The 25,848-nt window shown below is 71.4% G+C and carries 22 protein-coding genes and 3 pseudogenes; 12 read left to right on the forward strand and 13 right to left on the reverse strand.

Annotated features, from left to right (window positions below):
* Positions 1 to 21 precede the first annotated feature (21 nt).
* The gene (locus tag LWJ43_RS28960; protein ID WP_277335121.1) at positions 22 to 576 is read left to right on the forward strand and encodes a YbaK/EbsC family protein; all 555 of its coding nucleotides are present in this window, start codon (positions 22 to 24) and stop codon (positions 574 to 576) included.
* Positions 577 to 647: 71 nt separating this feature from the next.
* Here the strand turns inward: LWJ43_RS28960 and LWJ43_RS28965 are convergent, their stop codons facing one another.
* Together LWJ43_RS28965 and LWJ43_RS28970 are read right to left on the reverse strand one after the other, a co-directional pair.
* Complete coding sequence (locus LWJ43_RS28965; protein WP_277335122.1) at positions 648 to 1,457, reverse strand: AAC(3) family N-acetyltransferase; 810 nt, start codon at positions 1,455 to 1,457, stop codon at positions 648 to 650.
* A gap of 48 nt (positions 1,458 to 1,505) precedes the next feature.
* A complete protein-coding gene (locus LWJ43_RS28970) occupies positions 1,506 to 1,922 on the reverse strand; it encodes a CoA-binding protein (RefSeq protein ID WP_277335123.1) in 417 nt (138 codons plus the stop codon).
* 82 nt (positions 1,923 to 2,004) lie between these two features.
* Here LWJ43_RS28970 and LWJ43_RS28975 point away from each other — a divergent pair, with 82 nt between their 5' ends.
* The 3 genes from LWJ43_RS28975 (at position 2,005) to LWJ43_RS28985 (ending at position 6,950) form a co-directional block, all read left to right on the forward strand.
* Positions 2,005 to 2,631: a YigZ family protein gene (locus tag LWJ43_RS28975; RefSeq protein ID WP_277335124.1), complete on the forward strand. Its 627-nt coding sequence runs from the start codon at positions 2,005 to 2,007 to the stop codon at positions 2,629 to 2,631.
* 117 nt (positions 2,632 to 2,748) lie between these two features.
* The gene (locus LWJ43_RS28980; RefSeq protein WP_277335125.1) at positions 2,749 to 3,915 is read left to right on the forward strand and encodes an exonuclease SbcCD subunit D; all 1,167 of its coding nucleotides are present in this window, start codon (positions 2,749 to 2,751) and stop codon (positions 3,913 to 3,915) included.
* Positions 3,912 to 6,950, forward strand: a complete 3,039-nt coding sequence (locus tag LWJ43_RS28985; protein ID WP_277335126.1) for an AAA family ATPase — start codon at positions 3,912 to 3,914, stop codon at positions 6,948 to 6,950. The genes LWJ43_RS28980 and LWJ43_RS28985 overlap by 4 nt, the downstream gene beginning before the upstream one ends.
* On the opposite strand, the pseudogene LWJ43_RS28990 reads toward LWJ43_RS28985, so the two are convergent.
* From LWJ43_RS28990 to LWJ43_RS29005, 4 genes and pseudogenes are all read right to left on the reverse strand, one after another.
* Positions 6,940 to 7,299: pseudogene (locus tag LWJ43_RS28990) on the reverse strand (Lrp/AsnC ligand binding domain-containing protein). The gene LWJ43_RS28985 and the pseudogene LWJ43_RS28990 overlap by 11 nt on opposite strands.
* A complete protein-coding gene (locus LWJ43_RS28995; RefSeq protein ID WP_277335127.1) occupies positions 7,247 to 8,125 on the reverse strand; it encodes an ATP-grasp domain-containing protein in 879 nt (292 codons plus the stop codon). The pseudogene LWJ43_RS28990 and the gene LWJ43_RS28995 overlap by 53 nt, the downstream one beginning before the upstream one ends.
* A gap of 70 nt (positions 8,126 to 8,195) precedes the next feature.
* Positions 8,196 to 9,881: a DUF885 domain-containing protein gene (locus LWJ43_RS29000; protein ID WP_277335128.1), complete on the reverse strand. Its 1,686-nt coding sequence runs from the start codon at positions 9,879 to 9,881 to the stop codon at positions 8,196 to 8,198.
* A gap of 77 nt (positions 9,882 to 9,958) precedes the next feature.
* The gene (locus LWJ43_RS29005) at positions 9,959 to 10,480 is read right to left on the reverse strand and encodes an Lrp/AsnC family transcriptional regulator (protein WP_277335129.1); all 522 of its coding nucleotides are present in this window, start codon (positions 10,478 to 10,480) and stop codon (positions 9,959 to 9,961) included.
* 59 nt (positions 10,481 to 10,539) lie between these two features.
* Here LWJ43_RS29005 and LWJ43_RS29010 point away from each other — a divergent pair, with 59 nt between their 5' ends.
* Positions 10,540 to 11,862, forward strand: a complete 1,323-nt coding sequence (locus LWJ43_RS29010; protein WP_277335130.1) for a trans-sulfuration enzyme family protein — start codon at positions 10,540 to 10,542, stop codon at positions 11,860 to 11,862.
* Here the strand turns inward: LWJ43_RS29010 and LWJ43_RS29015 are convergent.
* Positions 11,810 to 13,192: pseudogene (locus LWJ43_RS29015) on the reverse strand (GNAT family N-acetyltransferase); the annotation flags it as partial. The gene LWJ43_RS29010 and the pseudogene LWJ43_RS29015 overlap by 53 nt on opposite strands.
* Before the next feature lie 109 nt (positions 13,193 to 13,301).
* Positions 13,302 to 14,882, reverse strand: a complete 1,581-nt coding sequence (locus LWJ43_RS29020) for an alkaline phosphatase D family protein (protein WP_277335131.1) — start codon at positions 14,880 to 14,882, stop codon at positions 13,302 to 13,304.
* A gap of 221 nt (positions 14,883 to 15,103) precedes the next feature.
* On the opposite strand from LWJ43_RS29020, the pseudogene LWJ43_RS29025 reads away from it, so the two are divergent.
* A pseudogene (locus tag LWJ43_RS29025) lies at positions 15,104 to 15,310 on the forward strand (EamA/RhaT family transporter); the annotation flags it as partial.
* 48 nt (positions 15,311 to 15,358) lie between these two features.
* On the opposite strand, the gene LWJ43_RS29030 reads toward LWJ43_RS29025, so the two are convergent.
* The gene (locus tag LWJ43_RS29030) at positions 15,359 to 16,189 is read right to left on the reverse strand and encodes an alpha/beta fold hydrolase (RefSeq protein ID WP_277335132.1); all 831 of its coding nucleotides are present in this window, start codon (positions 16,187 to 16,189) and stop codon (positions 15,359 to 15,361) included.
* Between the two features lie 144 nt (positions 16,190 to 16,333).
* Between LWJ43_RS29030 and sigJ the strand changes: the two genes are divergently transcribed.
* From sigJ to LWJ43_RS29045, 3 genes are all read left to right on the forward strand, one after another.
* Positions 16,334 to 17,242 (forward strand): RNA polymerase sigma factor SigJ, encoded by a 909-nt coding sequence (sigJ, locus tag LWJ43_RS29035; RefSeq protein ID WP_277335133.1) that lies wholly within the window; start codon positions 16,334 to 16,336, stop codon positions 17,240 to 17,242.
* A gap of 422 nt (positions 17,243 to 17,664) precedes the next feature.
* Positions 17,665 to 18,111 (forward strand): DUF4265 domain-containing protein, encoded by a 447-nt coding sequence (locus LWJ43_RS29040; RefSeq protein WP_346772018.1) that lies wholly within the window; start codon positions 17,665 to 17,667, stop codon positions 18,109 to 18,111.
* Positions 18,112 to 18,779: 668 nt separating this feature from the next.
* A complete protein-coding gene (locus tag LWJ43_RS29045; protein WP_277335135.1) occupies positions 18,780 to 19,547 on the forward strand; it encodes a GntR family transcriptional regulator in 768 nt (255 codons plus the stop codon).
* A gap of 122 nt (positions 19,548 to 19,669) precedes the next feature.
* Here the strand turns inward: LWJ43_RS29045 and LWJ43_RS29050 are convergent, their stop codons facing one another.
* From LWJ43_RS29050 to LWJ43_RS29060, 3 genes are all read right to left on the reverse strand, one after another.
* Complete coding sequence (locus tag LWJ43_RS29050) at positions 19,670 to 20,827, reverse strand: ROK family protein (RefSeq protein WP_277335136.1); 1,158 nt, start codon at positions 20,825 to 20,827, stop codon at positions 19,670 to 19,672.
* A gap of 126 nt (positions 20,828 to 20,953) precedes the next feature.
* On the reverse strand, positions 20,954 to 21,604 hold the full coding sequence (locus tag LWJ43_RS29055) for a response regulator transcription factor (protein ID WP_277335137.1): 651 nt from the start codon (positions 21,602 to 21,604) through the stop codon (positions 20,954 to 20,956).
* A gap of 4 nt (positions 21,605 to 21,608) precedes the next feature.
* The gene (locus LWJ43_RS29060) at positions 21,609 to 22,778 is read right to left on the reverse strand and encodes a sensor histidine kinase (protein WP_277335138.1); all 1,170 of its coding nucleotides are present in this window, start codon (positions 22,776 to 22,778) and stop codon (positions 21,609 to 21,611) included.
* A gap of 108 nt (positions 22,779 to 22,886) precedes the next feature.
* On the opposite strand from LWJ43_RS29060, the gene LWJ43_RS29065 reads away from it, so the two are divergent.
* The 3 genes from LWJ43_RS29065 to LWJ43_RS29075 all read left to right on the forward strand — a co-directional run bounded on the left by LWJ43_RS29065 (position 22,887) and on the right by LWJ43_RS29075 (position 25,224).
* Positions 22,887 to 23,822 (forward strand): ATP-binding cassette domain-containing protein, encoded by a 936-nt coding sequence (locus LWJ43_RS29065; RefSeq protein ID WP_277335139.1) that lies wholly within the window; start codon positions 22,887 to 22,889, stop codon positions 23,820 to 23,822.
* A complete protein-coding gene (locus tag LWJ43_RS29070) occupies positions 23,822 to 24,565 on the forward strand; it encodes an ABC transporter permease (RefSeq protein ID WP_277335140.1) in 744 nt (247 codons plus the stop codon). Before LWJ43_RS29065 ends, LWJ43_RS29070 begins: the two co-directional genes overlap by 1 nt.
* A gap of 221 nt (positions 24,566 to 24,786) precedes the next feature.
* Entirely contained in the window at positions 24,787 to 25,224 is a 438-nt protein-coding gene (locus LWJ43_RS29075) for a hypothetical protein (protein ID WP_277335141.1), read from the forward strand.
* A gap of 366 nt (positions 25,225 to 25,590) precedes the next feature.
* Here the strand turns inward: LWJ43_RS29075 and LWJ43_RS29080 are convergent, their stop codons facing one another.
* Positions 25,591 to 25,797, reverse strand: a complete 207-nt coding sequence (locus LWJ43_RS29080; RefSeq protein WP_277335142.1) for a hypothetical protein — start codon at positions 25,795 to 25,797, stop codon at positions 25,591 to 25,593.
* Positions 25,798 to 25,848: the final 51 nt, after the last annotated feature.

The raw sequence follows: 25,848 nt of genomic DNA on the forward strand, positions 1-25,848 counted from the left end.
TTCGGCTGTAGCGTGAGCGGCATGCGCGCACCACTGGGCGACTTCACCGACGCCTCTCCCGCGGCCGACCGGCTGGACCTGCTCACGCCGCCCGTCGCCGAGGCGATCGCGGCCGGCTGGGGCGGCACCCCCGCCGAGTCCGTCGTCTTCGTCGACACCGACCCCGCGATCGCCGACACGGCCGCCTTCGTCGAGCACCACGGCCCCGAGCTGCTGGAGGCGTCCGCCAACTGCGTGGTGGTCGCCGGCAAGCGGGGCGGCGACACCACCCTGGCCGCGTGCGTGGTGCTCTCGCACACCCGTGTCGATGTCAACGGGGTCGTGCGCAAGCACCTCGGCACCCGTAAGGCGTCCTTCGCCCCCATGGACGTGGCGGTGGGTGGGACCGGCATGGAGTACGGCGGCATCACCCCCATCGGTCTGCCCGCGGCCTGGCCCCTCCTCATCGACCCGGCGGTGGCGGACACGGAGTGGGTCCTGATCGGCAGCGGCCGCCGCCGGGGCAAGCTCATCGTCCCGGGCAAGGCGCTGGCCGCGCTGCCGGGAGCCGTCCTGCTGGAAGGCCTCGGGGTCTGAGAAGGGCTGCCCGCCGGAGCGAGCAGGGCCCCGGCACAGGGTGCGGTGCGGCGATCACCCGCCGGGTACGCTCAGCAGCCGGCGGCCCGACGCTCCTCCAGCCAGCCCACGGCGAAGTCCACGGCCGCGCGGAGACGGAACAGCCGGCCGGACGCCGCCCCCACCGGGCCGCTGCTGACCGCTCCGGGCCGGGCACGGACGAAGTCCTCCCCGAGCCCGGCGAAGTCGCTGTCGTCCAGCGCGACGTCCTCGTACTCCCACCAGCGACGGCCTTCCCCCGACGCCATCACGCAGCGGTACAGGCGGCGGGGCGGTGCGGGGCGGCGGTACTCCGCGAGATGGAAGGCGCTGCAGCGGTCGAAGCCCGTGCCCAGCAGCAGGACCTGAGCGTCGGCCTCGTACAGCCGGGCGAGGGGGGAGTCCTCGCCCAGGTGGCAGTCAGGGCGGTGGCCGGTGAGCAGCCGCACGGCCGCCGGGCCGAGCCCGGCGAACGAGGTCTGCGGATGGCTGCTGCGCCGCGCGTCCGGTGCCAGCCGCACCACCTCGGCGAGAGCGCCCATCGTGGGCGCGGGAGACACCGCCGGATCGAACGCGGGCATCCGCGCGCGCACCGCCGCCGCGGCCTCCTCGCTCAGGCCGCGGACCCTGTCGAGATAGGCGCGGGAGGTGTCGGAATTCTCCGGAGTGAAGGAAGGGACGACCAGCGTCCCCGCCGGTCCCAGAGCCCGGCGCAGCGCGTGCGCCATGTCCCCGGCGCCCCCGCCCGCGGCGCGCATCGAGGCGTGCACCAGCAGGGCACCGCCCCGCCGCACACCGAGCTCGCACAACTGGGTGGCGGCGCGCTCACCGCCGGGCAGAAGATGCCGGGTCACGGCGGACATTCTCCCCGCCCGGGGTCCTCCGCGACACCACGCCTCCCCAGGCAGGACTCAGCGGAGGGGGCTCAGGCGGGGTATCTCGATCGCCGGGCAGCGGTCCATGACCATCGCCAGGCCCGCCGCACGGGTGCGCTCGTACGCCTGCTCGTCGATCACGCCGAGCTGGAACCAGACGGCCTTCGCCCCGGCTGCCACCGCCTCGTCGGCTACGGCGCCCGCCAGGTCGCTGTTGACGAAGACGTCCACCACGTCGACGGGGAAGGGTATGTCCGCCAGGGAGGCGTACCCCTGTTCGCCGTGTACCGTCTCCGCCTTGGGATGGACGGGCACCACACGCTTGCCGAAGCGCCTGAGGACCTCGGACACTCCGTAGGCCGCGCGGGACCTGTTGCCGGACAGCCCCACCACCGCCCAGGTGTCGCCCGTGTCACGGAGGATCCTGCGGACCGTATCGTCGTCTGCGTACATGCCCGGACAACGGACGGTCCCGCCCCACCATTCCCCACGGGAGGGTGAAAGTGCCGGGCGGACCGGCGCATAGGGTGGACGGATGCAGGAGGAGTACCGGACAGTCGCCGGCGCGGGTGTGCACGAGACCGAGGTCAGCCGGTCGCGTTTCCTCTGCGCGCTCGCCCCCGCCGCCACCGAGCAGGAGGCGCAGGAGTTCGTCGCGCGCGTCCGCAAGGAGCACCCCACCGCCAACCACAACTGCTTCGCCTACGTCATCGGCGCCGACGCCTCCGTGCAGAAGGCCAGTGACGACGGGGAACCCGGCGGGACCGCCGGCGTCCCCATGCTGCAGATGCTCATGCGCCGGGAGGTGCGGTACGCCGTCGCCGTCGTCACCCGTTACTTCGGCGGCGTGAAGCTCGGCGCGGGCGGACTGATCCGGGCGTACGGAGGAGCGGTCGGTGAGGCGCTCGACGCGTTGGGCACGACCACCCGCCGCCGGTTCCGCCTCGCCGCCGTCACGGTGGACCACCAGCGCGCGGGCAAGCTGGAGAACGATCTGCGCGCCACCGGTGTGGCCGTGCACGAGGTGACCTACGCGGAGGCGGTGACCATCGCGATCGGGCTGCCGGACGCCGGCGTGGAAGACTTCAGGGCCTGGCTGGCGGACGCCACCGCGGGCGCCGCGACACTCGAACTGGGCGGCGAGGCGTACGGGGATGTCTGAACCGGATGAGCTGTGCGGGGAAGGGAGCGCCCGTCCCCGCACGGTCACAGGGGGCCGTGGCGGAGCCCGGGGGCGGAGGAAACGGACCATGGGGGTCGCGGTCGTGGGAGTGGCGTCGTGAGGATTCTCCACACCTCGGACTGGCACCTGGGGAGATCGTTCCACCGCGTCTCGATGCTCGACGCCCAGGCCGCCTACCTCGACCACCTCGTCGAGACGGTGCGGGAGAACGCCGTCGACGTGGTCGTGGTGGCGGGTGACGTCTACGACAGGGCCGTTCCGCCGCTGTCGGCCGTGCAGCTGTTCGACGACGCGTTGCACCGCCTCGCCGCCGCCGGGGTGCCGACGGTCATGATCTCCGGCAACCACGACTCGGCCCGCCGGCTCGGAGTCGGTGCCGGGCTGATCGCGCGGGCCGGGATCCATCTGCGTACCGATCCCGACGACTGCGCCACACCGGTCGTGCTCCACGACGCGCACGGTGAGGTGGCGTTCTACGGACTGCCCTATCTGGAGCCGGCCCTCGTCAAGGACACGCTGGGCGCCTCCAAGGCGGGGCACGAAGCCGTCCTCACGGCCGCGATGGACCGCGTACGGGCGGATCTCGCCGCCCGGCCCGACGGCACCAGGTCCGTGGTCCTGGCTCACGCGTTCGTGGCGGGCGGTGAACCCAGCGACAGCGAACGCGACATCACGGTCGGCGGTGTCGCCGCCGTCCCCGCGGGGGTGTTCGACGGCGTCGACTACGTGGCACTCGGTCACCTGCACGGCTGCCAGAGGGTCACCGAACGGGTCCGGTACTCGGGTTCGCCGCTGGCCTACTCCTTCTCCGAGCACGCGCACCGCAAGACGATGTGGCTCATCGACGTCGCGCCCGGCGGAGAACTCGCCGCCGAACGCGTCGACTGCCCCGCCCCGCGCCCGCTCGCGCGGCTCCGCGGCCGCCTCGACACCTTGCTCGAGGACCCGGCCCTCGAAGGGCACCGGGAATCCTGGGTGGAGGCCACCCTCACCGACCCCGCGCGGCCGGACGAGCCCATGGCCCGCCTCCTCGAACGCTTCCCCCACGCGCTCAGCCTGGCGTTCGATCCGGAGCGTGCCCCTCAGGACCCGCTCGCCTCCTACGCGCAGCGGCTCGAAGGACGTGACGACCAGCAGGTGGCGGAGGATTTCGTGGCCCACGTACGCGGCGGAAGCGGACCCAGCGAGCACGAGCGCACGGTGCTGCGTGCCGTCCTCGACGACGTGCGGGTCGACGACGCGGTCGGCGAGGTGTCCCGTTGAGGCTGCACAGACTCACCCTGACCGCGTTCGGCCCCTTCGGCGCCACACAGGAGGTCGACTTCGACGCGCTGTCCTCGGCCGGGATCTTCCTGCTGCACGGCCCCACCGGCGCGGGCAAGACCTCCGTGCTCGACGCCGTCTGCTACGGCCTGTACGGGACGGTGCCCGGTGCCCGGCAGAGCCCCGGCAGCTCGCTGCGCAGTGACCACGCCCCGGTGGACCGGCCGACCGAGGTGTGCCTGGAGCTGACGATCGGGGGGCGCCGACTGGAAGTCACCCGGCGGCCCGCCCAGCCCCGCCCCAAGAAGAGGGGCGGCGGATTCACGACCGAGAAGGCGCAGAGCTGGCTGCGTGAGTACCACCCCGAGCACGGCTGGAAGGCCCTGAGCCGTTCCCACCAGGAGATCGGGGAGGAGATCGGCGGGCTCGTCGGGATGAGCCGGGACCAGTTCTGCCAGGTGGTGCTGCTGCCCCAGGGCGACTTCGCGCGATTCCTGCGGGCCGACGCGGAGGCCCGGGGAAAGCTTCTCGGCCGCCTCTTCGACACCCGCCGGTTCGCCGCCGTCGAGGAGCGGCTGGCCGAGCTGCGACGGGCGGCCGAGGCGCGGGTCAGGACGGGCGACGAGAAGATCCTCGCCCTGGCCCATCGCCTCGCGCAGGCGGCCGGTCCGGCGGCGGAGGAACCGGTACCCGAGGAGCGGCCGGGTGAGCCGGGGCTCGCCGAGGGGGTCCTGCGCTGGGCCGCCGTCGCGCGCAGCGGTGCCCGTGAACGGCTCGACATCGCCCGCCGGGCGCTGGCGGAGGCGGAGCGGCGGAGCGAGGCCGCACGCCGCCTCTTCGAGTCCGAACGTGAACGGGCTCGGCTCCAGCAGCGGTACGAGGAGACCCGCCGCCGTGCCGCCGGGCTGGAGGACCGTCGAGCGGAGCGGGACCGCTGCCATGAGCAGCTGGCCCGCGCGCGCAAGGCGGACCTGGTCGCCCCGGCTCTCGACCTGCGCGACGAGGCCGAGCGGGCCCACCACGCGGCTGTCGCCGCGCTCGAGCGGTCCCGCTCCGGTCTGCCGCCCGAACTGGCCGAGGCCGGCCTCGACCAGCTGGCGGGCAGGGAACGCGGGCTCCGGGCGGAGCTGGGCACCCTCGACGCCGCACGCGGTGCCGAGCGGCGCAGCCGCGAGATCGACGCCGAACGGGCAGGGCTGGACCGGCAGTCCCGCTCGGACGACGAACTGATCCAGGAGGCGGCGGAATGGCTGGCCGGCTGGGACACCGTCCACCGGGACCTCAGGGAACGCGTGGAGACGGCACGGGACGCAGCGACCCGCGCGGAACAGCTGGCCGGCCGGCTCGACCCCGCCCGCAGGAGACTGGACGCGGCACGACGGCGTGACGCACTCGGCGAGCAGGAGGAGACCGCGGCGGCGGCCCTGACCGCGGCACGGGAGAGCGCGGTGGGCGCGCACGAGAAGTGGCTGGCCCTGCGCGAACAGAGGCTCCGCGGTATCGCGGCGGAACTCGCCGGACAGCTGGCCGACGGCGTCGCCTGCACGGTGTGCGGCTCGGCCGAGCACCCCGAGCCGGCCCGGGCGGGGGCAGGTCACGTGGACCGGGCCACGGAGGAGGCGGCGCTCGCCGCCCACCAGCGGGCCGACCGCGCCCGCGCGACGGCGGAGAGCGAGCTGGGCGTCCTGCGCGAGCGCCTCGCGACGGCGCGTGCGGAGGCGTCGGACCCGGGTGAGTCCGGATCGGCGGGCCGGGCGCCCGCCTCCGTGGCGGAACTGCGGGCGGTGGTCGACCGCCTGACCCGTGAACACGCGGAGGCGCACCGCCTGGCCGCGCAGACGCACGCGGCGCAGGAAGCCCTGGCCTCCGCGGAGCGCGAGCACCTCGGCAGGCTCGACGACCGGCAGCAGGCGGAGCGGCGTACGGCTGCCCGTACGTCGCGGCGGGAAGCGCTCGACCGTGAACAGGCGGCGCTTGAGGACGAACTGGTCAAGGCCCGGGGCGCCTTTTCCTCGGTGGCCGAGCACGCCGCACTGCTGGAGCGGCGAGCCGATCTGCTGGCCCGCGCCGCCGACGCACTCCGTGCCGGACACGGAGCCGCCGAGCGCCTCAAGGAGGCCGACGGCAGGCTCTCCGACGCCGCCTTCCGGGCCGGATTCGACACGCCGCAGGCCGCCGCCGCGAAGATCCTCGGCGACACCGCGCAGCGGGAGCTCCAGCACCGCATCGACGCCTGGCAGACGGAGGCAGCCACCGTCGCGGACCGTCTCGCCGAGGAGGACGCCAAGGACGCCGCCGGCCGGCCGGCGGCCACGCCGGACGAGGCACAGGCGGCGTACGACCTGTCCGTGCGGGCGCTGCGCGAGAACGCCGCCGCACAGGCCGCCGCGCAGGAGCGCGGCGCGGAGCTCGACCGGCTCTCCCGCCTCGCGGAGGACGAGGTGCGCGCACTGGGGCCGGTGCGTCAGGAGTACGAACGGGTGGCCCGCCTCGCCGGGCTGACCGCGGGCACCTCCGCGGACAACGAGCGCAAGATGCGGCTGGAGGCGTACGTCCTGGCGGCCCGCCTCGAGCAGGTGGCCGCCGCGGCGACGGTCCGCCTCCAGCGGATGTCGGGGGGCCGCTACACGCTGGTCCACTCCGACGACCGCAGCGGGGGCCGCAGGGCGGGACTCGGCCTGCACGTCGTCGACTCCTGGACGGGACGGGAGCGCGACACGGCGACCCTGTCCGGCGGAGAGACCTTCTTCGCCTCGCTCGCCCTGGCTCTCGGCCTCGCCGACGTGGTGACGGACGAGGCGGGCGGCGTACGCCTGGACACGCTCTTCATCGACGAGGGCTTCGGCAGCCTGGACGAACAGACGCTTGACGAGGTGCTCGACGTCCTGGACTCGCTGCGGGAACGCGACCGCAGCGTCGGCATCGTCAGTCACGTGGCCGACCTGCGCCGCCGCATCCCCGTCCAGCTCGAGGTGGTCAAGGAACGGGGCGGATCGGCCGTGGTCCACCGGACGGCCGGCATGCTCAGCGGCTGATCGCCCGGCGGGGGAGGGGCGAGGAGTGGACGACGCCGGTGGTCACGGAGCCGAGGGTGCCGATCCTCCCCGTGACCTCCTCCCCGTGACCTCCTCCCCGTGACCTCCTCCAGGTGACGCATCGACCTGGCGGTCACCTTGAGGACGAAGCAGTCGTCCCCGGTCACGTGGTGGGCCTCCGCGATCTCCGGTGTGGAGGCCGCTGATCCCCCACCTCCTCGAGGCCGCGCACCCGCTCCGTGACGGCGCCGGCGGACATCGACACGGCGCGGGCCGGCTCGGCGAACGTCGCACGTTCAGAGGCCCGACGGCCCGAGGAGCGCGCGGAACAGGGCCTCGCCGTCGTCACCGGCGGGCAGGCCGCTGACCTGGCCGTCGCCGACCTCCACCACCCGCCACGTCCCGTCCTCCCGGAGCGCCATGTCGGTGGTCACCCATCGGCAGCCGAGAGCGCGCACGGCCTCGCCGACGGAGTCGAGGTCCGGTGCGGGCAGCCGTCCCGGCGTGTCCGGATGAGCGGTCACCCGCGCGACCTCGCCGTCCACCCACCACACCCGCGCCTCGCCGCCCGGCACGAACGGCTCGTACGCGCGCAGCACCACTCCGCCGGCCAGGAACTCCTCCTGCAGCTCGACGAACCGGCCGACGACTGAGGCGAGCCGGTCCGCGTCCTCCAGCTCCGGCACGAAGCACGCCTCGTGCCACTCGTCCTTACGGGACTTCACGAAGTCCTTGACGATGCCGGGCCCCGGCCCGAGAGTCCCCGCGAGGCCGGACCAGACGGCGGGACCGGGCAGAACCTCCCCCACGGACAGGGCACGCCAGACACTGCGCGGGGTCAGCCCGGCGAACGTCTCGTACCAGCCGGGGAGTTCATGGGCGGTGCGGTACGCGGCCGCGTCGGTGAGCAGCGCGCAGCCACGGGCGGCGAGGGCGCGCTCGAGATCCGCGTAACGGGCGGCGGGCATCATCCAGCCCCTGTACCAGTACGGCCCCGAGTCCCGCCGCACCCGGCCGACCGCGGCCTCCGGATCCCCGGCGAGCAGCGCGTCGTGGTCTACCAGGGCGGTGCGGGCACCGACGCGCCGGGCCGCGGCCTCCTCCCCGGCGAACAGGGGATCGGGACGCGTCGGCCGCAACGGGTCGCAGCAGAACAGGAAACCGGGCGCGGTCATGCGGAAGCCGTCCTTCGGACCGTCGAGGGGAGGGGGCCGGTGACCGTATCACCGGCCCCACCCGCCGTGTTCAGAGCTTGGACAGCTCGTCCACCAGGTCGTCCAGGCCGAGGGACCCCTGCGACAGGGCCGCCATGTGCCAGGCCTTGAGGTCGAACGCGTCGCCGTGCGCCTTCCGGGCGTTCTCGCGGCCCAGCAGCCACGCCCGTTCGCCCAGCTTGTAGCCGATGGCCTGTCCCGGCATCGACAGGTAGCGGGTCAGCTCGCTCTCCACGAAGTCGGCGGGCCGGCCACTGTGGCTGCCGAAGAACTCCTCGGCCAGGGCAGGCGTCCACCGCTCGCCGGGACGGAACGGCGAGTCCGCGGGGATCTCCAGCTCCAGGTGCATGCCGATGTCGACGATCACCCGGCAGGCACGCATCATCTGCGCGTCCAGGTATCCCAGGCGACGCTCCGCGTCGGGCAGGAATCCCAGCTCGTCCATGAGCCGCTCGGCGTACAGCGCCCAGCCCTCGGCGTTGGCGCTGACCTGACCCACCGAGGCCTGGTAGCGCGAGAGGCTCTCGGCGACGTGCGTCCACTGCGCGATCTGCAGGTGATGGCCCGGTACGCCCTCGTGGTACCAGGTGGACACCAGGTCGTAGACGGGGAAGCGGGTCTCACCCATGGTGGGGAGCCAGGTGCGGCCCGGCCGGGAGAAGTCCTCCGAGGGCCCGGTGTAGTAGGGGGCCGCGGCGCCGCCCGCGGGGGCGATCCGGGACTCCACCTTCCGCACGCGCTCCGCGAGTTCGAAGTGGGTGCCGTCGAGCGCCTCGATGGCCTCGTCCATCAGGTTCTGCAGCCAGACCCGGACCTCGTCCACGCCCTCGATGTGCTTGCCGTGCACGTCGAGATGGGCGAGCGCCTCCCAGGGGCCGGCGCCCGGCAGGATCTTGTCCGCCTCGGTCCTCATCTCTGCCAGCAGCCTGTGGTATTCGGACCAGCCGTAGGCGTACGCCTCGTCGAGATCCAGGTCCGTACCGTTGAACTGGCGTGCCCAGCGCGCGTAGCGCTCCCGGCCGACGGTGTCGGGAGCACCCTCGATGGCGGGGGCGTACACATCTCTCATCCAGTCCCGCAGCGCGACCAGGCCGGCGGACGCCTGCCCCGCTGCTTCGTCCAGCTCCGCACGCAGTGCGGCGGGTCCCTCGGCCACGAAGTCCTCGAAGAATCCCGTGCCGTTCTCCCCGGCCCAGGTGCCGAGCTGACCGATGAACGTCGCCGTCGGCCGCGGGCCGCCGTACAGCTTCCGCTCCAGCCCCAGCGCGAGCGAGGCACGGTACCCCTCCAGCGCGGCGGGCACCGCCCGCAGACGGTCCACGACCGCGGCCCAGTCCTCCTCCGTCGCCGTCGGCGTCGCCGTGAACACCTCACGGAGGCTGTGCGCCGGGGAGTGGATGTTGGAGACGGCCCGGAGCCCCTCCTCGGCCTCGTGGACCGCGAGTTCGGCCGTGAGACGTTCGCGCAGCAGCCGTGCGCAACGCCTCTCCTCGTCGGTGTCCGCGCCCGGCGCCTGCTCCGCGGCGTCGAGTTCGACGAGCGTCCTGCGGATCAGCTCGGCCGAGGCGTCCTGACCGGCGGGCGAGAAATCGGGCAGCCGGCGGGAGCTTTCCGCGACACCGAGATAGGTACCGGTGATCGGATCGAGATCGATGTACGCGTCGACGTAGGCGTCGGCGACCTGGCGCGGCAGTGCGCTGCTCGATGTGTCTGACATGTGGACATCCTCTTATGCCGAGGCCCTCCACGTCACGGGGGAACCGGACTTCGGCCGGGCGAGGTACGTCGACGCCTTCAGGAGCCGGGACGTTCCCCCGTGGTCGTGGCGGGATTCCGCCCGTCCGCGGCGGGCGGCATCAACGGTCCGCACTCCCACTGCTGGAAGATCAGCCGGGTCTCCACACGTGCCACCTCACGGCGTGAGGTGAACTCGTCCAGCACCAGACGCTGCAGATCCGTCGGGTCCGCGACGGCCACGTGCACCAGGTAGTCGTCGGGGCCGGTGAGGTGGAAGAACGCCCGGGACTCCGGGAGCGCTCTGATCCGATCGACGAACGGACCGATGAGCTCCCTGCGGTGCGGCCGCACCTGGACCAGCAGGAGCGCCTCCAGGCCCCGGCCGAGCCGTGCCGGATCGAGCCGCAGCCGGTGCCCGAGGATCACACCGGACCGGCGCAGCCGTGCCACCCGGTCCAGACACGTGGACGGGGCCACTCCGACTTCCGCGGCGAGCTCCCGGTACGTCGTCCGCGCATCGTTCTGCAGGAGGCGCAGAATGTGCAGATCGACCGGATCGAGAGCGACGGATTCAGACATCGGGCGAACGTAGCACGGCATCCGGGCGCTACTCGCCGGTCACTGTTCAGTCTGGCGACATGGACACCGAAGCCACTCCGCTGACACCCCAGCCCTCCTTCCGGTCCAGAGCGCTCGCCACCGAAGCCGTGCACGCCGGACGCGACGATCTCGCCTCTCAGGGTCTGCACGCCGCGCCGATCGATCTGTCCACCACCTACCCCTCGTACGACTCCCGGGGCGAAGCCGCGCGCATCGACGCCTTCGCCACCACCGGAGCCAGGCCCGACGGCCCGCCCGTGTACGCACGGCTGGACAACCCGACGACCGCCCGCTTCGAGACGGCGCTCGCCCGGCTCGAGGGAGCCGCGAGCGCGGTCGCCTTCGCCAGCGGCATGGCCGCGCTCACCGCCGTCCTGCTGGCCCGGGCGAGCCTGGGGCTGCGCCATGTCGTCGCGGTGCGGCCGCTCTACGGCTGCAGCGACCACCTCCTCGGCGCCGGGCTGCTGGGCACCGAGGTGACCTGGACGGATCCGGCGGGCATCGCCGACGCGATCCGCCCGGACACCGGCCTCGTCATGGTCGAGACGCCGGCCAACCCGACGCTGGCCGAGATCGACATCCGGGCCGTGGCGCACTCCTCCGGCTCCGTGCCCCTCCTCGTCGACAGCACCTTCGCCACGCCCGTGCTGCAGCGGCCGCTCGAACACGGCGCGCGGATCGTGCTGCACAGCGCCACCAAGTACCTGGGCGGTCACGGAGACGTGATGGGTGGTGTCGTCGCCTGCGACGAGGAGTTCGCCGCCACCCTGCGGCAGGTGCGGTTCGCCACCGGCGGCGTGCTGCATCCCATGGCCGGCTACCTGCTGCTGCGCGGCCTGTCCACCCTGCCCGTACGCGTCCGCGCGGCGTCCGCCTCCGCGGCCGAGCTGGCCCGGAGGCTCTCGGCCGATCCCCGTGTCGCGCGGGTCCACTACCCGGAGGTGGGCGGTGCCATGGTGTCCTTCGAGGTGTTCGGGGACCCCCACAGGATCATCGCGGGCGTCCGGCTGATCACGCCCGCCGTGAGCCTCGGCAGCGTGGACACGCTCATCCAGCATCCGGCCTCCATCAGCCACCGCATCGTGGATGAGGGAGACCGCCGGGACGCGGGCGTCGGTGACCGGTTGCTGCGCATGTCCGTCGGCCTCGAGGACGTCGAGGACCTCTGGGCCGACCTGTGTCAGGCGCTCAGCGACGGAGGCGCGGTTCCGCCTGCTCGGCCGGGGCGGGCGTCTCGGACCGGGGAAGCCGGTCTGCCCGGTGCGGCGGTTCCGCCCGGTGGAGCGACGGGCGCGACGGGGCCCCTGAGCGGGTCGCCGGTTCCGTCGGCTGCGGGGACTGCTGCGCGGGAGCCGCGGTGAGCCGGGCGGTGATGACGAGGGTGCCCTCCTCGATCTGGTAGTCGAGAGGCAGCGAGAGCGCCCGCATGGCGGCGACCATGCCCGTGTTGTGGGCCTGCGTCACCGCGTAGACGCTCTCGCATCCCGCCTCGACGGCGAGGGCCACCAGCCGGCCGAGCAGCTCCGTCCCGATCCCGCGGCGCTGCCAGTCGTCCTCGACGAGGAGGGCGACCTCGGTCTCGTCCCCGTCCCAGAGCAGATGGCCGAGTGCCACCAGGCGGCCGGAGGGCGTCTGCACGGCGAGTGTGCGGCCGAAGCGGGGGCTCAGCAGGTGGTCCAGATAGCGGTCGGCGTCACGGACCGGACCGTGGTAGCGCAGGCCGAGCGTGCGCTCGGAGCAGCGGGCGTGCATGGCCAGGGCGGCGTCGAGATCGTTCTGGTCCGCGCGGCGCACGGTGATCTCGTTGCCCTCGGGCAGGGTCAGGACGTCCTCACTGCGCGGTACGCGCGGGCCGAGCCGTGCGTCGAGCTCGACCAGGGCCCGGGCGCGGGCGAACTCGGTCGGAGTGAAGGGGAGGTAGGGGCGCTCGACGGTGATGACACCGCCCGACGGATCGCGCAGCCGCATCACGGTGTCCTCGAGGACCCCTTCCACGGGGGCGCTCTCTCCGGTGGGGCGGCCGGTGATCGACAGTGCGGGCAGCGAGTGGATGGTGCACCGGCCGAGGAGCTGGCGCAGGGCCAGCGGGAGTTCGGCCGCGTCGAGCGCCGTGCGGGTGGCCAGGCCGAGAACCCGGGTGGGCGTGTCCACCAGGTCGTGGGCGTCCGCGCGCTCGATCCAGGTGGCGGAGCCGCCCGCGGCGGCGATCTCCCGGGTGAGCTGCTGTGCCGACAGCGACGCCGGCGCACGCAGCAGGAACTCGTCGACCGTGCCCTCGGCCAGCGGGTGGGTCTGCAGGGTCAGGATGTCGATCCGGTGGCGGGCGAGAGCGATGCAGAGGGCCGCCAGGGTGCCGGGGGCGTCCCGCACGGTCGTCCGCATCCGCCACAGCACCGTCTCCACGGCCTCGTCGGCGCCGGCGGAGGGAAGCCCCGCGTCGGCGCCGCCGGTATCCGTGTCCGGCGGGGGCGCGTGGCTGTGGCGCCGTGCCCACCAGGTGTGGAAGGCGGCCGTGGCGACCAGGGCCACGGCCGAGGCCACGAGCAGATAGGGGCCGTCGGGCTGGTGCCCGATCAGGTTGGCGATCGCGTCGGCCACGGCCACTGCGGTGAACAGGGCGGCCAGTTCGATCAGGTCCCGCCGCCAGTGGTGCGGACGGCGGGCACTCTTCGCGGATGTCACATCAGTCATGCCTTCACTGTGGACGAACGGTGTTGCCTGATCACGAACGCATTGTGACCGATGGGTTACGTGTGGATCTGGTCGCCTTCAGCACCATTTCCATGTCCCCGCCGAGAGATCACTGACCGGTGCGGCCCGGCTGCAGCACCTTGGTGAACAGGACCGTGCCGCCCTGGGCCCTGAGCCGTACCGTCAGCTCCCCGCTCCCGCCGTCGATGTCCACCTCGCCGAAGAACTGCGGCTGTTCCATGGGGGACACGTTCGCCCGGTCCGGTGCCCGGACGAAGACCCGATCCGGGCCGAACGTGCCGTCCAGTGCGTTCGCGGGGAATCCGCCCGCCGCCAGCGGCCCCGAGACGAACTCCCAGAACGGCGCGAAGTCCTTGAAGGCCGCGCGCTCGGGGGCGTAATGCTGAGCAGAGGTGTAGTGCACGTCGGCCGTCAGCCAGACGGTACCGGTGATACGCCGGTGCTTGATGTGGCGCAGCAACTCGGCGATCTGCAGCTCCCGGCCCAGCGGCGCGCCCGGGTCGCCCTGCGCCACCGCCTCGAAGTCCGTCGATCCGTCCGGGACCACCAGACCCAGCGGCATGTCGGCGGCGATCACCTTCCACGTGGCACGCGACCGGGAGAGCTCCCGCTTCAGCCAGCTCAGCTGCTCGGCGCCGAGAATGCCCGTCGTGTCGTCGGGCCGGCGGCCGGGAGAGTTCGCGTTGCGGAAGGACCTCATGTCCAGCACGAACACGTCGAGCAGCGGACCGTGCCGCACCACACGGTGCATGCGCCTCTCCTGCGGGCCGCCCCGCAGGGTGGAGACCGGGAAGTACTCCCGGAACGCGCGCATCGAACGCGCCGCGAGCAGGTCGACGTTCTTCTCGGTGTAGCGGGCGTCGTCGAGGATCTGCCCCGGATACCAGTTGTTGCGCACCTCGTGGTCGTCCCACTGGACGACGGACGGGACCTGCGCGTTGAACGCCCGCAGATTGTCGTCGAGCAGGTTGTACCGGAAGTTCCCGCGGTACTCGTCCAGGGTTTCGGCGACCTTGGACTTCTCCGGGGTCGTGATGTTGCGCCAGACCCGTCCGTCGGGCAGCGTCACGCTGGGCTCGAGCACCCCGTCCGCGTAGATGTTGTCCCCGCTGCACAGGAAGAAGTCCGGGTCGAGGCGCCGCATCTCGTCGTACACCCGGTAGCCGCCGATGTCCGGGTTGATGCCCCACCCCTGCCCCGCGATGTCGCCGGACCAGAGGAAACGCACCCCGTCACGGCGTACGGCCGGAGCGGTGCGGAAGGTCCCGTACACGGGCTTGCCGGTGCGCCGGGGGTCGTGCGGGTCCACGAGGGTGACCCGGTAGTGCACCTGCTCGCCGGCCGGCAGCGCGTACAGCGGAGTCGTCCCTGTGAAGTCCGTACGGGCGCCGATCAGGGGGCCGTGCCACGTCTTGGCGCGCCGGAAGGACTCCGTCGCGGAGGTCTCCACCACCATCCGGGCGGGGCGGTCCGAACGCACCCACACCAGGGCGGTCGACGCCGTCACGTCCCCGACCTGCACCCCCCACGAGGCGCTCGGCCGGCCCGACAGCGCGAACGCCGGCGCGGCGGTGACCGCCGCGGGCACGGCGACCGCGGCCGAGGCCAGGAGCGAGCCGCGCAGCACGGTGCGGCGCCCCGGGGCAGGGATCAGCGGACGGTTCGACATCGATGCGCCTCCATGGGCGAGAGGGGCTGCCGGAACAGCGGTTCGGTACGGGCGGAAGTGCGGATCCATACCTAGTCCCCGGTGGCGGCGGTCACGCCAACCGCAGATGAACAACGGGTCGGCCGACCGTGCCTGGGCCCTCCCCGTCCGAGGCCCCGACCGCGGGGTGCGTGTGTGCTTCCTGTCCTGCGCCCCGACCGCGGGGTGCGCTGCCCACCCCGGTGGAGACGGCCGCTCTGCTCTGGCAGGCCGCCGTCGTCACCGTCGTCGGTTTCGTCTGCTGGTACAGCGGCATGCGACGCTTCGGAGTCGAGCGCGCCACGCTCTTCTCCGGGCTGATCCCCGTGTCGGCCGCGCTGACCGCACCGCTGGTCGGCACGGGTGCGTACGGCACGGGTCAGGGCGCCGGGAGCCTCCTGGTGGGTCTCGGAGTGGCACTGGGTTCGGGCATCCTCGGGCCGCGTGGACCCGGTGGGTCAGCGACTCGTGTCGAGGATGACGCGCGCCACGGCGGCAGGGTCGTCGTTCATGGGGACATGGCCGCAACGAGGAAGACGGACGAGCCGGGCGCCGGGAATCACGTGCTTGGCCCGGACACCCTGGCGGCGCAGGAGCAGACGGTCCTTGCTGCCCCAGGCGATACTGACCGGGATGTCCGGTACGTCCTCGGTGAAGGCCACGGTCAGGCCGGCCTCGAGAGTCTGACGGAAGCCGGTGGCTTCGCGCAGCGCGACGGTTTCGGACACGACCGCACCGGGTGAACGACGCCCGGGCCAAGCGTAGATGGTACTGGTCAGCGCCGTGCGGCCCGGTGAACTCAACGAGAGGCGCTCGATCAGCGGCATCGGCATCGCGAGGGCCGCTCCGCGCATCGCCCGCAGCACGCCGAAGGCATAGCGGCGTTCACTCGGCGTCCAGAAACCTGCGGGGGACAGCGCCGTCACCGAGCGGACCAGCTTCTCGCGGCCCAACTCCAGCGCCAGCAGACCCCCCAGGGAGTTCCCGGCCACATGCGGCCTCACCAGGTCGAGCGCGCCGAAGAACGAACCGAGCACCGGGACCATGGTCCGCAGGTCGTGGGCGAGCCCGTGCGGCAGCGCCGGTGAGGCGCCGAAGCCGGGCAGATCCACCGCTATGACATCCCGTTCGGCCGCCAGGAGCCGCAGGACCGGATCCCATGCCTGGCGGTGGTGGCCGATCCCGTGCAGCAGGACCAGCGGTGCGCCCGCACCTGTTCGCTCGTAGGAAACCTCGACCGTCCGGCGGCCTACGGGGGAGTCGACCGCGAACGAGACAGTGCTGGCCATGCTGCTCCTCGGGAAGGACCTGGCGGGGCGGGGCGGCTGGAACGAGACACTTCGTCAACAATGATTACCGAGGGGTAGCTTGCAGTTCAAGGGGGAGCGCGATTCCCGCTGGACACGCTCAGGTGTGTCGGCTGGGATGGACGAGTGACTGCCGACGCCGTGTCCGATCTCTTCGAAGAACACCGGCCCTTCCTCATGGGGGTCGCCTACCGCATGCTCGGCCGTGCCGCCGACGCCGAGGACGTGGTGCAGGAAGCGTGGCTGCGCTGGTCCTCGGCCGGGCGCGAGGACGTGCGGGAATCGAGGGCGTTTCTCGTTCGCATCACCACCCGGCTCGCCATCGACCGGCTGCGCCACCTGCGGTCCCGGCGCGAGGCCTATGTGGGGCCCTGGCTGCCCGAACCCGTGGTCACCGAATTCGGCCCCGCCGTACCCGATTCCGCGGAACGCGCGGTGCTCGCGGACTCGGTGTCCCTAGCCGTACTCGTCGTCCTCGAAGCGCTCTCCCCTCTGGAGCGTGCGGTCTTCGTCCTGCGCGAGGCCTTCGGGTTCCCGTACGCGGAGATCGGCGCCACCCTCGACAGGTCCGAGGCCGCGGTACGGCAACTCGCCGGCCGTGCCAAGCGCCATGTCGATGAGCGCAAGCCCCGGTACGAGGTGGATCCGGCCGTGAGGCGCGATCTCACCGAACGGTTCCTCGCCGCGGCTTCGGGCGGAGATCTGGAGAAGCTGCTCGCCCTGCTGGCACCGGACGTCCGCCTCGTCAGCGACAGCGGAGGCAAGGCGAAGGCACCGCGGCGGATCATCGAGACCTCGGACAAGGTCGGCCGTTTCCTTCTCGCAGTCGCGCACGACTGGTCCACCGCAGCGGAAGCGCACGTCCTGGAGCTCAACGGCGGCCCCGCTCTGGTGTTCAGCGTGGACGGCACGGTGGACACGGTGTTCCAGGCCGAATTCGAGGACGGAGTCATCCGGTGCGTCTACGTCATCCGTAACCCGGACAAGCTGGCGGCGGTGCACCTGGGGCGAGGACCTGTCCGCCGGGTCGAGTGACACGTCCTTCGGCCGATCGGTCCAGCCCCGCTGCGAAAGGGTGCCCACTGCGAGCTGGGCCGGTCGACGAGGTGCCGGGTGGCCTTGAGGTGTTGGGTGGCGTCGAGGTGTCGAGGTGGCGGGTGGACTTGAGGTGGCGGGTGGTGTCGAGGTGCCGGGTGGCGGCCTCGATCTGTGAGTCCCTCGTGCCGCGATTCCTGGGGCTGTTGCTCTGTGCTCGGGATCGGCCCTCGGCCCGGGTGGTGTTCTGGCAGCCGGACAGTCGGCGCTGTCCGTCGGCGATCATGGCCGACCGCGGGATCCGGAGGCACCCGTCTTCCGTATTCCGCACTTCCCACTCCGCAGCCCGGTCCGATGGACGCGAAGTGGATGATGGTTCGGTGACGGACATCAGTGACGACCACGTGAAGGTCCATTTCCGTATGGACGTGGACGAGGAAGGTTGGCCGCCGGCGAGTGTCGAGAGCCTGTGGGCTGTGGACCTCGACGACGGTACGGCGCGGCTTGACAACACGCCTTGGTTCGTCCGCGGGGTCGCCGCCGGGGACGTCATCAGGGTGCAACCGGACGATGACGGTGTGCTCTGGGCCGGGGAGACGGTTCAGCCCTCGCAGAACTGCACCATCCGGCTCATCGTGCTGAAGGACGACGGCTCGGCCGCCGCCCGGCAGAGCGTGCTGGCAGCTTTCCACCGCCTCGGCACGACGGGTGAGGGAATCGAACAGTTCCGGATGGTGGCCCTGGATGTCCCGCCACAGGCCGACCTGCCCAAAATCCGCGAGCTGTTGGAGCACGGCGAGACGAAGGAGTGGTGGCACTGGGAAGAAGGATGTGTCACCGCCGCCTGGAAAGCCGCCGCGCGACCGTAAGGTCAACGTGCGGCGTTCGGGTCTGCGTTGCACCGAGGACGCATCGTTCCCGTGCCGGTGCGGGAACCCGCCGCCCAGGTCCGTTCGTGACCATCGGCCGGAGGCGGCGATCAGGACGGTGGCTCGAAGTGGACCGCGAGTCCATCGAACGGCTGGCGACCACCAGCTTTCCCTCGAGCCGGCCGGCCCCGTGCGGGGGACCCTCTGCCGGCGTGGTACCAGGACGACGGCCCTGATCCAGGATCTTCGTGGCCGGCAGACGGCCCGTACCCAACAGCCCCGCGCCGCATTCGCTTGAGTACGCGCAGGACCCATGATCGTCCCGGTGACGAGAGCGTCGCAGGACTGCCTTTCGGCGGTCGGGCCCTGCGTCGGCAGGGCTTGCAGGGTGTTGCCGGCCTTGTGCCTGATGACCTGTGGAACACATGGCCCCGCTGCTGCGGTACCTCCGCCTGGAGGCATCGGCACCGGGGCTTCACGCTGCCCGGGCTCGCGGTCGCGCGAACGTCCCGTGAACGCTCTGCGGCAGCAGGTCGTTCCGCAGCGTCACTAAGAGATGATTGGTCTTGACCAAGGTGGTTCGCCGTCCTAAGGTCTGAACGATAAGGCAGGAACCTTTAATAAATAACGTCGCGGAAACAAGCCACCGGGCGGATGCGGAGGACAGGGTGGGGACCACGCAGCTGGAATCGGTGCAGGAGCCGAAGTACTGGCACCTCAAGACCGTGCTCAGTGAGGCACTCGACTCGGACTTCGCGGTGGGGGAAGTGCTTCCCAACGAGCGGGATCTGGCGGCGCGCTTCGGCGTCGCCCGGGCGACGCTCCGTCAGGCACTGGAGCAGCTGGAACTCGAAGGCAGGCTGCAGCGACGACGCGGTGTGGGCACCACCGTCGCCCCGCCCCGAGTCGGTGTGGCCGTCACCACCGCTCGCCACGGCGGAACGGGAAGTGACGCGGACGAGGCATGGCAGCCCCTCGAGTGCACGACGGCGACCGCTCCTGCCTCAGTAGCCCTCATGCTCGACACCGACGCCGGGAAGCCCGTGCACGTGGTGCGCCGCATCCGCGTCGCCCACGGCCAGGCCGTGGCCGCGGAGCTCCTGTACGTTCCCACCTCGTCCGTGCCCGAACTCTCCGCCATCGAGGCGCCGTCAGGGCCTGCCCGGGCCCGAAGCGTGGTGAGGGAACTGCACCGTCTCGACCTCGACGGCCAGGACCGGTCGGTCGAACTCGGCTCGGCCCGCGCCGACGACGCGAAGGAGCTCGACCGGCTTCCCGGTGCTCCTGTCCTGGTGGTCACCACCCGGTATCTCGCCGCTGCCGGAACGGCAGCAGTGTCCGTCGCCACCTACCGGGCCGACACCTGCCGGCTTACCTTCGGGGATTCCGGCTCGCTGGAGATCAGCCACGACGAGCGGGAACGCCAGGCGTCCTGACACTCGCAGCGCCCCTACTCGGACACCTCTCCGGACGGAGCCCGCACCGGTTCCGTGCCCCTGGCGCCGCCCTCCTGAGCTCGTGCACGGCCCGTCGCTGAACTGTGTACGGCCCGTCGCTGTCAGCGGCGGGCCGTCACCGTTCCTTCCACGGCGAAGAGCTGCTCCTCGACGTGGTCCAGTGCCAGCCGCAGCGCGCCGGTGGCGACGGCTGCCTCCCCGAGAAGCGACAGGGCCACACGGGGAGGTCGCAGGCAGTAGCGGGCGAGCTCTTCGCGAAGCGGATCGAGAACGCCGTCCAGGCCGGCGGCCCACCCGCCGATCACCACGAGCTCCGGATCGAGCGCCAGCACCAAGGCCGCGACATCGTGCACCAGCCGCTGTATGAATCGGGCGACGGCGGCCTGTGCCCCGGCATCGCCGCCCCTGGCCTCCGCGAAGACCGCGGCCACTGCCGGCTCGTCCAACGGGTCGAGCGGGGTGTCCGTCGTCGAGAGCAGGTGTTCCGGCGTGACATCGCGGCCCAGAAGATGCAAGGCGCCGATCTCCCCGGCCGCGCCGCCGAAGCCGCGGTGCAGACGCCCTCCGATCAGTGAACCCGCTCCAGGACTCAGGCCCGCGAGGACGAACACGATGTCGTCGGACTCGGTTGCAGCGCCCTTCCAATGTTCGGCCACCGCTGCGGCGTTGGCGTCGTTCTCCACCAGGACGGGGCATCTGAAGGAGCGCCGCAGCCTCTCGCCTAGCGCGAGCCCCGTCCAGTCCGGCAGCGCCGTACCGAGCCGCACCGTGCCGTCCGCCTCGACGATGCCGGGGCTACCGACCCCGACGGCACGCAGGCTGCTCCGGGCCACTCCGGTGCGCCGCAGCACATCGGCGATCACGGCTCTGACCTGGTCGAGCCTGTCATCGGCACACGCGGACTCGGAGACGTCGCGCGAGCCCGCGCCGACGATCCGGCCGTCCAGGCCGGACAGCAGGGCGGAGACCCGGTGCGAGCCGATCTCCACCCCCAGGAGATACCCGGCCTCCGCACGGAACCTGAAGCGCCTGGCGGGACGGCCCTGTCGCCTTGCCCCGCTCTCGTCAGGCAGTGCCTCGACCACGAGTCCGGCGCCGAAGAGCCCTTCGACTACACCTTCCACCGTGGGACGCGACAGACCCGTGATCCGGGTCAGATCCGTCAGCGTGGGGGAATCCGCCCCTCGCAGGGCGTGCAGCACCACCGCGGAATTGATCCTCCGCAGCAGAGACGGGTCCCCACCGGTCAGCCTGCCCACCGTGTGTCCTCCCAGGTCGTGCGCGTGTCTGCCGGATCGTACTCGCTGGCCCCTGCAGCGGCGACCAACGCCTGGAAGGGGGCATGCGGAACCTGCGCACAGCCCCTGCCCGGACCGTGACACCGGTCAGCTCGGAGCGACGAAGCCGGACTCGTAGGCGGCGATCACCGCTTGTGTGCGGTCCCGGGCTCCCAGTTTCGCAAGCACCGAGCTGACATGAGTCTTGACCGTCTCGACGCCGACGACGAGCTCGGCGGCGATCTCCGCGTTGGACATGCCCCGGGACATCAGGCGGAGTACCGCTCCTTCTCGGGCGGTGAGCGCCGCCCGGTCCAGCGCGGCCCGCGCCCTGCTCGTGCCGTACTCTGCGGCGAGCTGCCGCACCGCAGCTGGGAAGAGCAGTGTCTCGCCCTCCGCCACGAGCCGGACGGCATGCACGATTTCGGCCGGCCGGGCACGCTTCAGCAGAAACCCGTCCGCCCCCGCGCGCAGTGCCTCGTACACGTACTCGTCGTTCTCGAATGTGGTCACCACCAGGATCTTCGGCGGATCGGCCACGGTACGGAGCACCACCCGGGTCGCCTCGATGCCGTCCATCAGGGGCATACGCACGTCCATGGCCACGACATCGGGCCGGAGCCGGTTGACGAGCGGGATCACCGCCGCACCATCTGCGGCCTCACCCACGACTTGGATGTCGTCCTGTGCTTCCAGCACCGCGCGGAGCCCCGCGCGCACCAGTGGTTCGTCGTCGACCAGAAGAACGGTAACCGGCATCGGGTCAGCGTATGCGGTCCAACGGGAGGCTCGCGTACACCCTCCAGTCCCCTTCGTGCGGGCCCGTTATGGCTTTGCCGCCCAGCAGGGCCGCACGCTCCCGTATGCCTCGCAGGCCGCTGCCGCCGCCCGGACCGCGCCTCGATCCCGCGAGCGGGTTGGTCACCTCCAGCTCCAGCCTTTCCTTCACCACGACGATCCTCACCCGTACGGGAACCGCGCCGGCGTGACGCAGCACATTGGTGAGCGACTCCTGCAGAATCCGGTAGCCCTCACGGGACACCGGGACCGGGACCAGATCCAGTGGTCCGGTCATGTCCACATGGATCTCGGCTCCGGATACGCGGGCCGATTCCAGCAACCGGTCGGCCTCGGCCAGAGTTGGATGCGCCCCGGCGGGTAGGTCCGACTCCCGGAGCACCCGCAGGACTCGTTCCAGATCCTCGAGCGCGTGCCGCCCCGTCTCCTCGATGGCGGCGAGTGCCCGCGCTGTGAACTCCGGGTTGCCCGCCGTTCTGGCGGCCCCTGCCTGTACGACCGCCACAGTCAGCGCATGTCCGATCGAGTCATGGAGTTCGCGCGCTATCCGATTACGCTCCAGAAGTTGCTCGGTGCGCTCCTCCAGCGCGGTCATCCGCTCGGTCGGCGACGGCCCCAGGAGCCCGCGTGCCGAGGCCGTGGCCACCTCGCCGCAGAGGACGACGAGCCCCAGAAGCAGCAGCATCGGCAAGGGTGCGAACAGAGCGCACAGCCACCGCGCTTGGAGGACCCCAGTCAGCCAGTTCGAGCTTGGCGTCGCACCGAGCGAAACGCCGAGAAGGTCGAACGTCGTCGCCGGCAGCCAGACCGTGGCGAAGCCCGCCGCGGCTGTGAGCAGGAGCCTGACCTCGAGCCACGCCACAGTGCGCCAGCGGTCCCCCCAAGTGACGGCACGTGCGGCGGAGATGGAGAAGTCCGTCCCGTGCTCCCCGGGCGTGAGGAGGAGCTGCGCCTGCAATCCCTCCGCGAGGCGCATCGAGGGCAGCAACCCGACGGGAACGGCGAAGAGGCAGGGCATCCACGGGGTGTCCATGGAGATGAACAGCCACAGGCTGACGACCGCTGACGGAATGAGCAGGTGAAGCCAGCGGCTGTACGTGACGGGCGCGGCCAGCGGCCCGAGAAGGTGGCGCATGGACTCATCGTGTCAGCGCGGGCCCGGTGGTGGCCTCCCCCGGGCGAGGGAGACGAACCACCCGGGCGGGGGAGGCAGCAGGCGGCGGCAGCCAGCCAGGCTGTGCCCATGACCAGCATCGACGTGCACGAACTGACGAAGGACTACGGCCCCACACGCGCCGTGGACCACCTCACGTTCAGCGTGAGGCCCGGCCGAGTGACGGGGTTTCTCGGTCCCAACGGCGCCGGCAAGTCCACCACGATGCGGCTCGTCCTCGGGCTGGACCGGCCCACGGCGGGAACCGCCACCGTCGGAGGGATGTCGTACGTCTCGCTGCCGAAACCGTTGCACAGGGTCGGGGCCCTGCTCGATGCCCAGGCGGCTCACGGGTCCCGCACGGCACGCGATCACTTACTCGCTCTCGCCGCAACCAACGGCATAGCCGACAGCCGGGTCGAGCGGGTCCTCGAGGAGTCCGGCCTCGCAGCGGTCGGCAGACGAAGGATCAAGACCTTCTCTCTCGGGATGCGCCAACGTCTCGGAATCGCGGCGGCACTGCTCGGCGAGCCCGGCGTGGTGATGCTGGACGAGCCGTCGAACGGGCTGGACCCCGAGGGCATCATCTGGATCCGTGAGCTGATGCGCGGCATGGCCCGTGAGGGGCGGACCGTCCTGGTCTCCAGTCACCTGATGAACGAGACCTCCACCTTCGCGGACCACTTGATCGTCCTCGGCAGGGGACGGCTTCTCGCGGATCTGCCGATGCGGGAGTTCCTCGACTCCCACAGCCGGCCTGGTGTCCGGCTCCGTACAGGCGAAGCCGGACGGCTCCACGACGTTCTGGTCCGCAGGGGTCTCCGGCCTGTGCTGGGTGACGACGGGCGATGGACGGTCGAGGGCGTCACGGCGGAGGAGGTGGGCACCGCAGCAGCAGGAGAAGGGATCCCTCTGCTGGAACTCGTCGATCTGCAGGCCACTCTGGAGGAGGCCTATCTCGATCTCACGTCGAAGGAATCGCAGTTCACCGCGACCACTTCCGCTGCACACCCGGAGGCCTCGTGATGGACATGTCGATGACTGCGGTGCTGCGATCCGAATGGATCAAGGTCAGATCCGTGCGGTCCGTCTCGCTCTCCCTCATGGCGGTCTTCGCAGCCACGCTCGCCGTCACCGTGCTCGCTTCGGCCACCGTGGGCCAGTCGGAGGCGGCCAACGCCGACTACGAGCCATTGTTCTCCGCCTTCTACGCGTTGAACTTCGGCCAGATCGCAGCCATCAGTTTCGGGGCGACCGCCATGTCCTCGGAGTTCGTGAACGGTGCGCTCCGGATATCGCTCTCTGCCGTCCCACGACGAGGTCTTCTCTACGCCGCCAAGGTGTCGGTGATCGGGGGACTCACCCTCGCCGTCGGGCTGATCACCAGCTTCGCCACGTTCCTGGTGGGACAGATGTTCATGGGTGAGTACGCCATCGGCCTGGGGGACCCCGGTGCGCTCCGTGCGGCATTCGGCGGTGGTGTCTATCTCGCGCTGATCGCCCTGTTCGCCGCAGGCTTGACCATGCTGCTGAGGAGTGCCGTCGCCGTACTCAGCACGCTCATACCCTTCCTGCTGATCGTCTCCTTCGTGGTCGGAGACATCGCCGGGGATGTGGCCCGGTATCTGCCCGACCGGGCGGGGCAATTGGTGCTCCACCAGAATCCGGACGGAAACCTCGGCCCGTGGACAGGCCTGACCGTCACCGCCGCGTGGGCCGCGGTCGCTCTCCTGGCCGGCTGGTGGAGCCTGCGGACTAGGGACGCGTGAAAGGCACGTTGGGTACGTGGGGCATGTGCGGCACGTGGGGCACGTGGGGCACGTGGGGCACGTGGGGCACGTGCGGCACGCGCGGCACCGTTGACCGCCGGAAGGCCCGGCTTCTCGTGTCTCGGCTTCGTGTACCCCTTGACTCGCAATTCCTGCCCGTGCGCGAGCAAGGGGCAGGGCGAGGGACGCCATGTGTCAGTGCAGGGAGGTTTACTGACGGTATGACCACCGCACATCACCTCCGCCTCATCGACGGGATGCGCACCAAGGACTTCCCCCTGGAACGCGTTCCGTCGGGCTCGGGAATCAGCGGACCGGGCTACCACACGACGCTTCTCCTCGGCGAGGACGAAAGGAGTGAGGGAGATGAGGCGGACCGCCTCGAACTGCGCGCGCGATGCATAGCGGAGCACGACTCCCTGCTTGCGCTCCTGACCCTGCGCTGGGGCGAACCTCAGATGGTCAGCCTGTGGAGCGCGCAGGAGCGGATGATGGCGGGGGAGGTGATACCCGAACCCTGGGCCGAACCGGTGGCGAGCTGTGAGTACCTCCTGCTGTGGCGGACGGAGGGCCGTTGGACAGCCATCGTGCTCTACCTGCAGAACGACGGGCCGGGCTGCGAGTTGGGTGTCGTTGTCACCGTGGTGGACCCACCTTGATCACCGCGCCGGGCCCTGCGTGGTCGCGGTCGGCAACAAATACGGCGGCGAGACCGAACCGGTTACGGCGAGTCCGCGTGACTCCACGCTGAAGTTCAGCAGCGCCTGACCATCCGCGTTGGGCGACCGGCCAACTGGGCGTCCTCAGCCCGAATCACCCTCCTCGCGACCTCGGAGGCTTCTTGACCAGCCACATACCCACGGCAGCTCCTTCGGAGGGCCGGACGCTTCCGTTGCCGCCAATGTGTCCGTGGTGAAGCCAGCGGAGCGCAGCGCCGCCCTGAGCCCGCTGAAACCCGCGTACGGTTGGCAGCCCTGGCGGCGCGACCTGGACGGACTGGTGAAGGAAATGACCAGCCAGGGCGATCAGGACCGTGATGACGTCCTCTCGACGAGCACCTTGGGCTCGAGGTGCTCATCGAGGAGGTCGATCGTGTCCCGGGTACTCTGCATGATCATGCTCGGGCCCATGGCGAGCACGTCGAACCACTTGGTACCGCCCGCGGCCCAAGGCCGGTCGACGACCATGACCTGGTCCGCAGTCAACAGCACGTTGTCGGGACGTCGCCTCATGCCCACGTGATTCCGATGGCTCCTTCGGAGAGCAACGTCATCTCCGCCAGC

The sequence above is a fragment of the Streptomyces sp. JH34 genome (assembly GCF_029428875.1).
In the GTDB taxonomy this organism is placed as follows: Bacteria; Actinomycetota; Actinomycetes; order Streptomycetales; family Streptomycetaceae; genus Streptomyces.

Excerpts from the sequence above, each read along its gene's own strand:
- LWJ43_RS29075 (WP_277335141.1), top strand. The coding sequence starts at position 24,787 with ATGACCACCGCACATCACCTCCGCCTCATCGACGGGATGCGCACCAAG.
- LWJ43_RS29070 (WP_277335140.1), top strand. The coding sequence starts at position 23,822 with ATGGACATGTCGATGACTGCGGTGCTGCGATCCGAATGGATCAAGGTC.
- LWJ43_RS29080 (WP_277335142.1), bottom strand. The coding sequence starts at position 25,797 with ATGAGGCGACGTCCCGACAACGTGCTGTTGACTGCGGACCAGGTCATG.
- LWJ43_RS28995 (WP_277335127.1), bottom strand. The coding sequence starts at position 8,125 with ATGACCGCGCCCGGTTTCCTGTTCTGCTGCGACCCGTTGCGGCCGACG.
- LWJ43_RS29020 (WP_277335131.1), bottom strand. The coding sequence starts at position 14,882 with ATGTCGAACCGTCCGCTGATCCCTGCCCCGGGGCGCCGCACCGTGCTG.
- LWJ43_RS28975 (WP_277335124.1), top strand. The coding sequence starts at position 2,005 with ATGCAGGAGGAGTACCGGACAGTCGCCGGCGCGGGTGTGCACGAGACC.
- LWJ43_RS29060 (WP_277335138.1), bottom strand. The coding sequence starts at position 22,778 with ATGCGCCACCTTCTCGGGCCGCTGGCCGCGCCCGTCACGTACAGCCGC.
- LWJ43_RS29030 (WP_277335132.1), bottom strand. The coding sequence starts at position 16,189 with ATGGCCAGCACTGTCTCGTTCGCGGTCGACTCCCCCGTAGGCCGCCGG.
- LWJ43_RS29005 (WP_277335129.1), bottom strand. The coding sequence starts at position 10,480 with ATGTCTGAATCCGTCGCTCTCGATCCGGTCGATCTGCACATTCTGCGC.
- LWJ43_RS29040 (WP_346772018.1), top strand. The coding sequence starts at position 17,665 with ATGGACGTGGACGAGGAAGGTTGGCCGCCGGCGAGTGTCGAGAGCCTG.
- LWJ43_RS29010 (WP_277335130.1), top strand. The coding sequence starts at position 10,540 with ATGGACACCGAAGCCACTCCGCTGACACCCCAGCCCTCCTTCCGGTCC.
- LWJ43_RS28965 (WP_277335122.1), bottom strand. The coding sequence starts at position 1,457 with ATGTCCGCCGTGACCCGGCATCTTCTGCCCGGCGGTGAGCGCGCCGCC.
- LWJ43_RS29065 (WP_277335139.1), top strand. The coding sequence starts at position 22,887 with ATGACCAGCATCGACGTGCACGAACTGACGAAGGACTACGGCCCCACA.
- LWJ43_RS29055 (WP_277335137.1), bottom strand. The coding sequence starts at position 21,604 with ATGCCGGTTACCGTTCTTCTGGTCGACGACGAACCACTGGTGCGCGCG.
- LWJ43_RS28970 (WP_277335123.1), bottom strand. The coding sequence starts at position 1,922 with ATGTACGCAGACGACGATACGGTCCGCAGGATCCTCCGTGACACGGGC.
- LWJ43_RS28960 (WP_277335121.1), top strand. The coding sequence starts at position 22 with ATGCGCGCACCACTGGGCGACTTCACCGACGCCTCTCCCGCGGCCGAC.
- LWJ43_RS29000 (WP_277335128.1), bottom strand. The coding sequence starts at position 9,881 with ATGTCAGACACATCGAGCAGCGCACTGCCGCGCCAGGTCGCCGACGCC.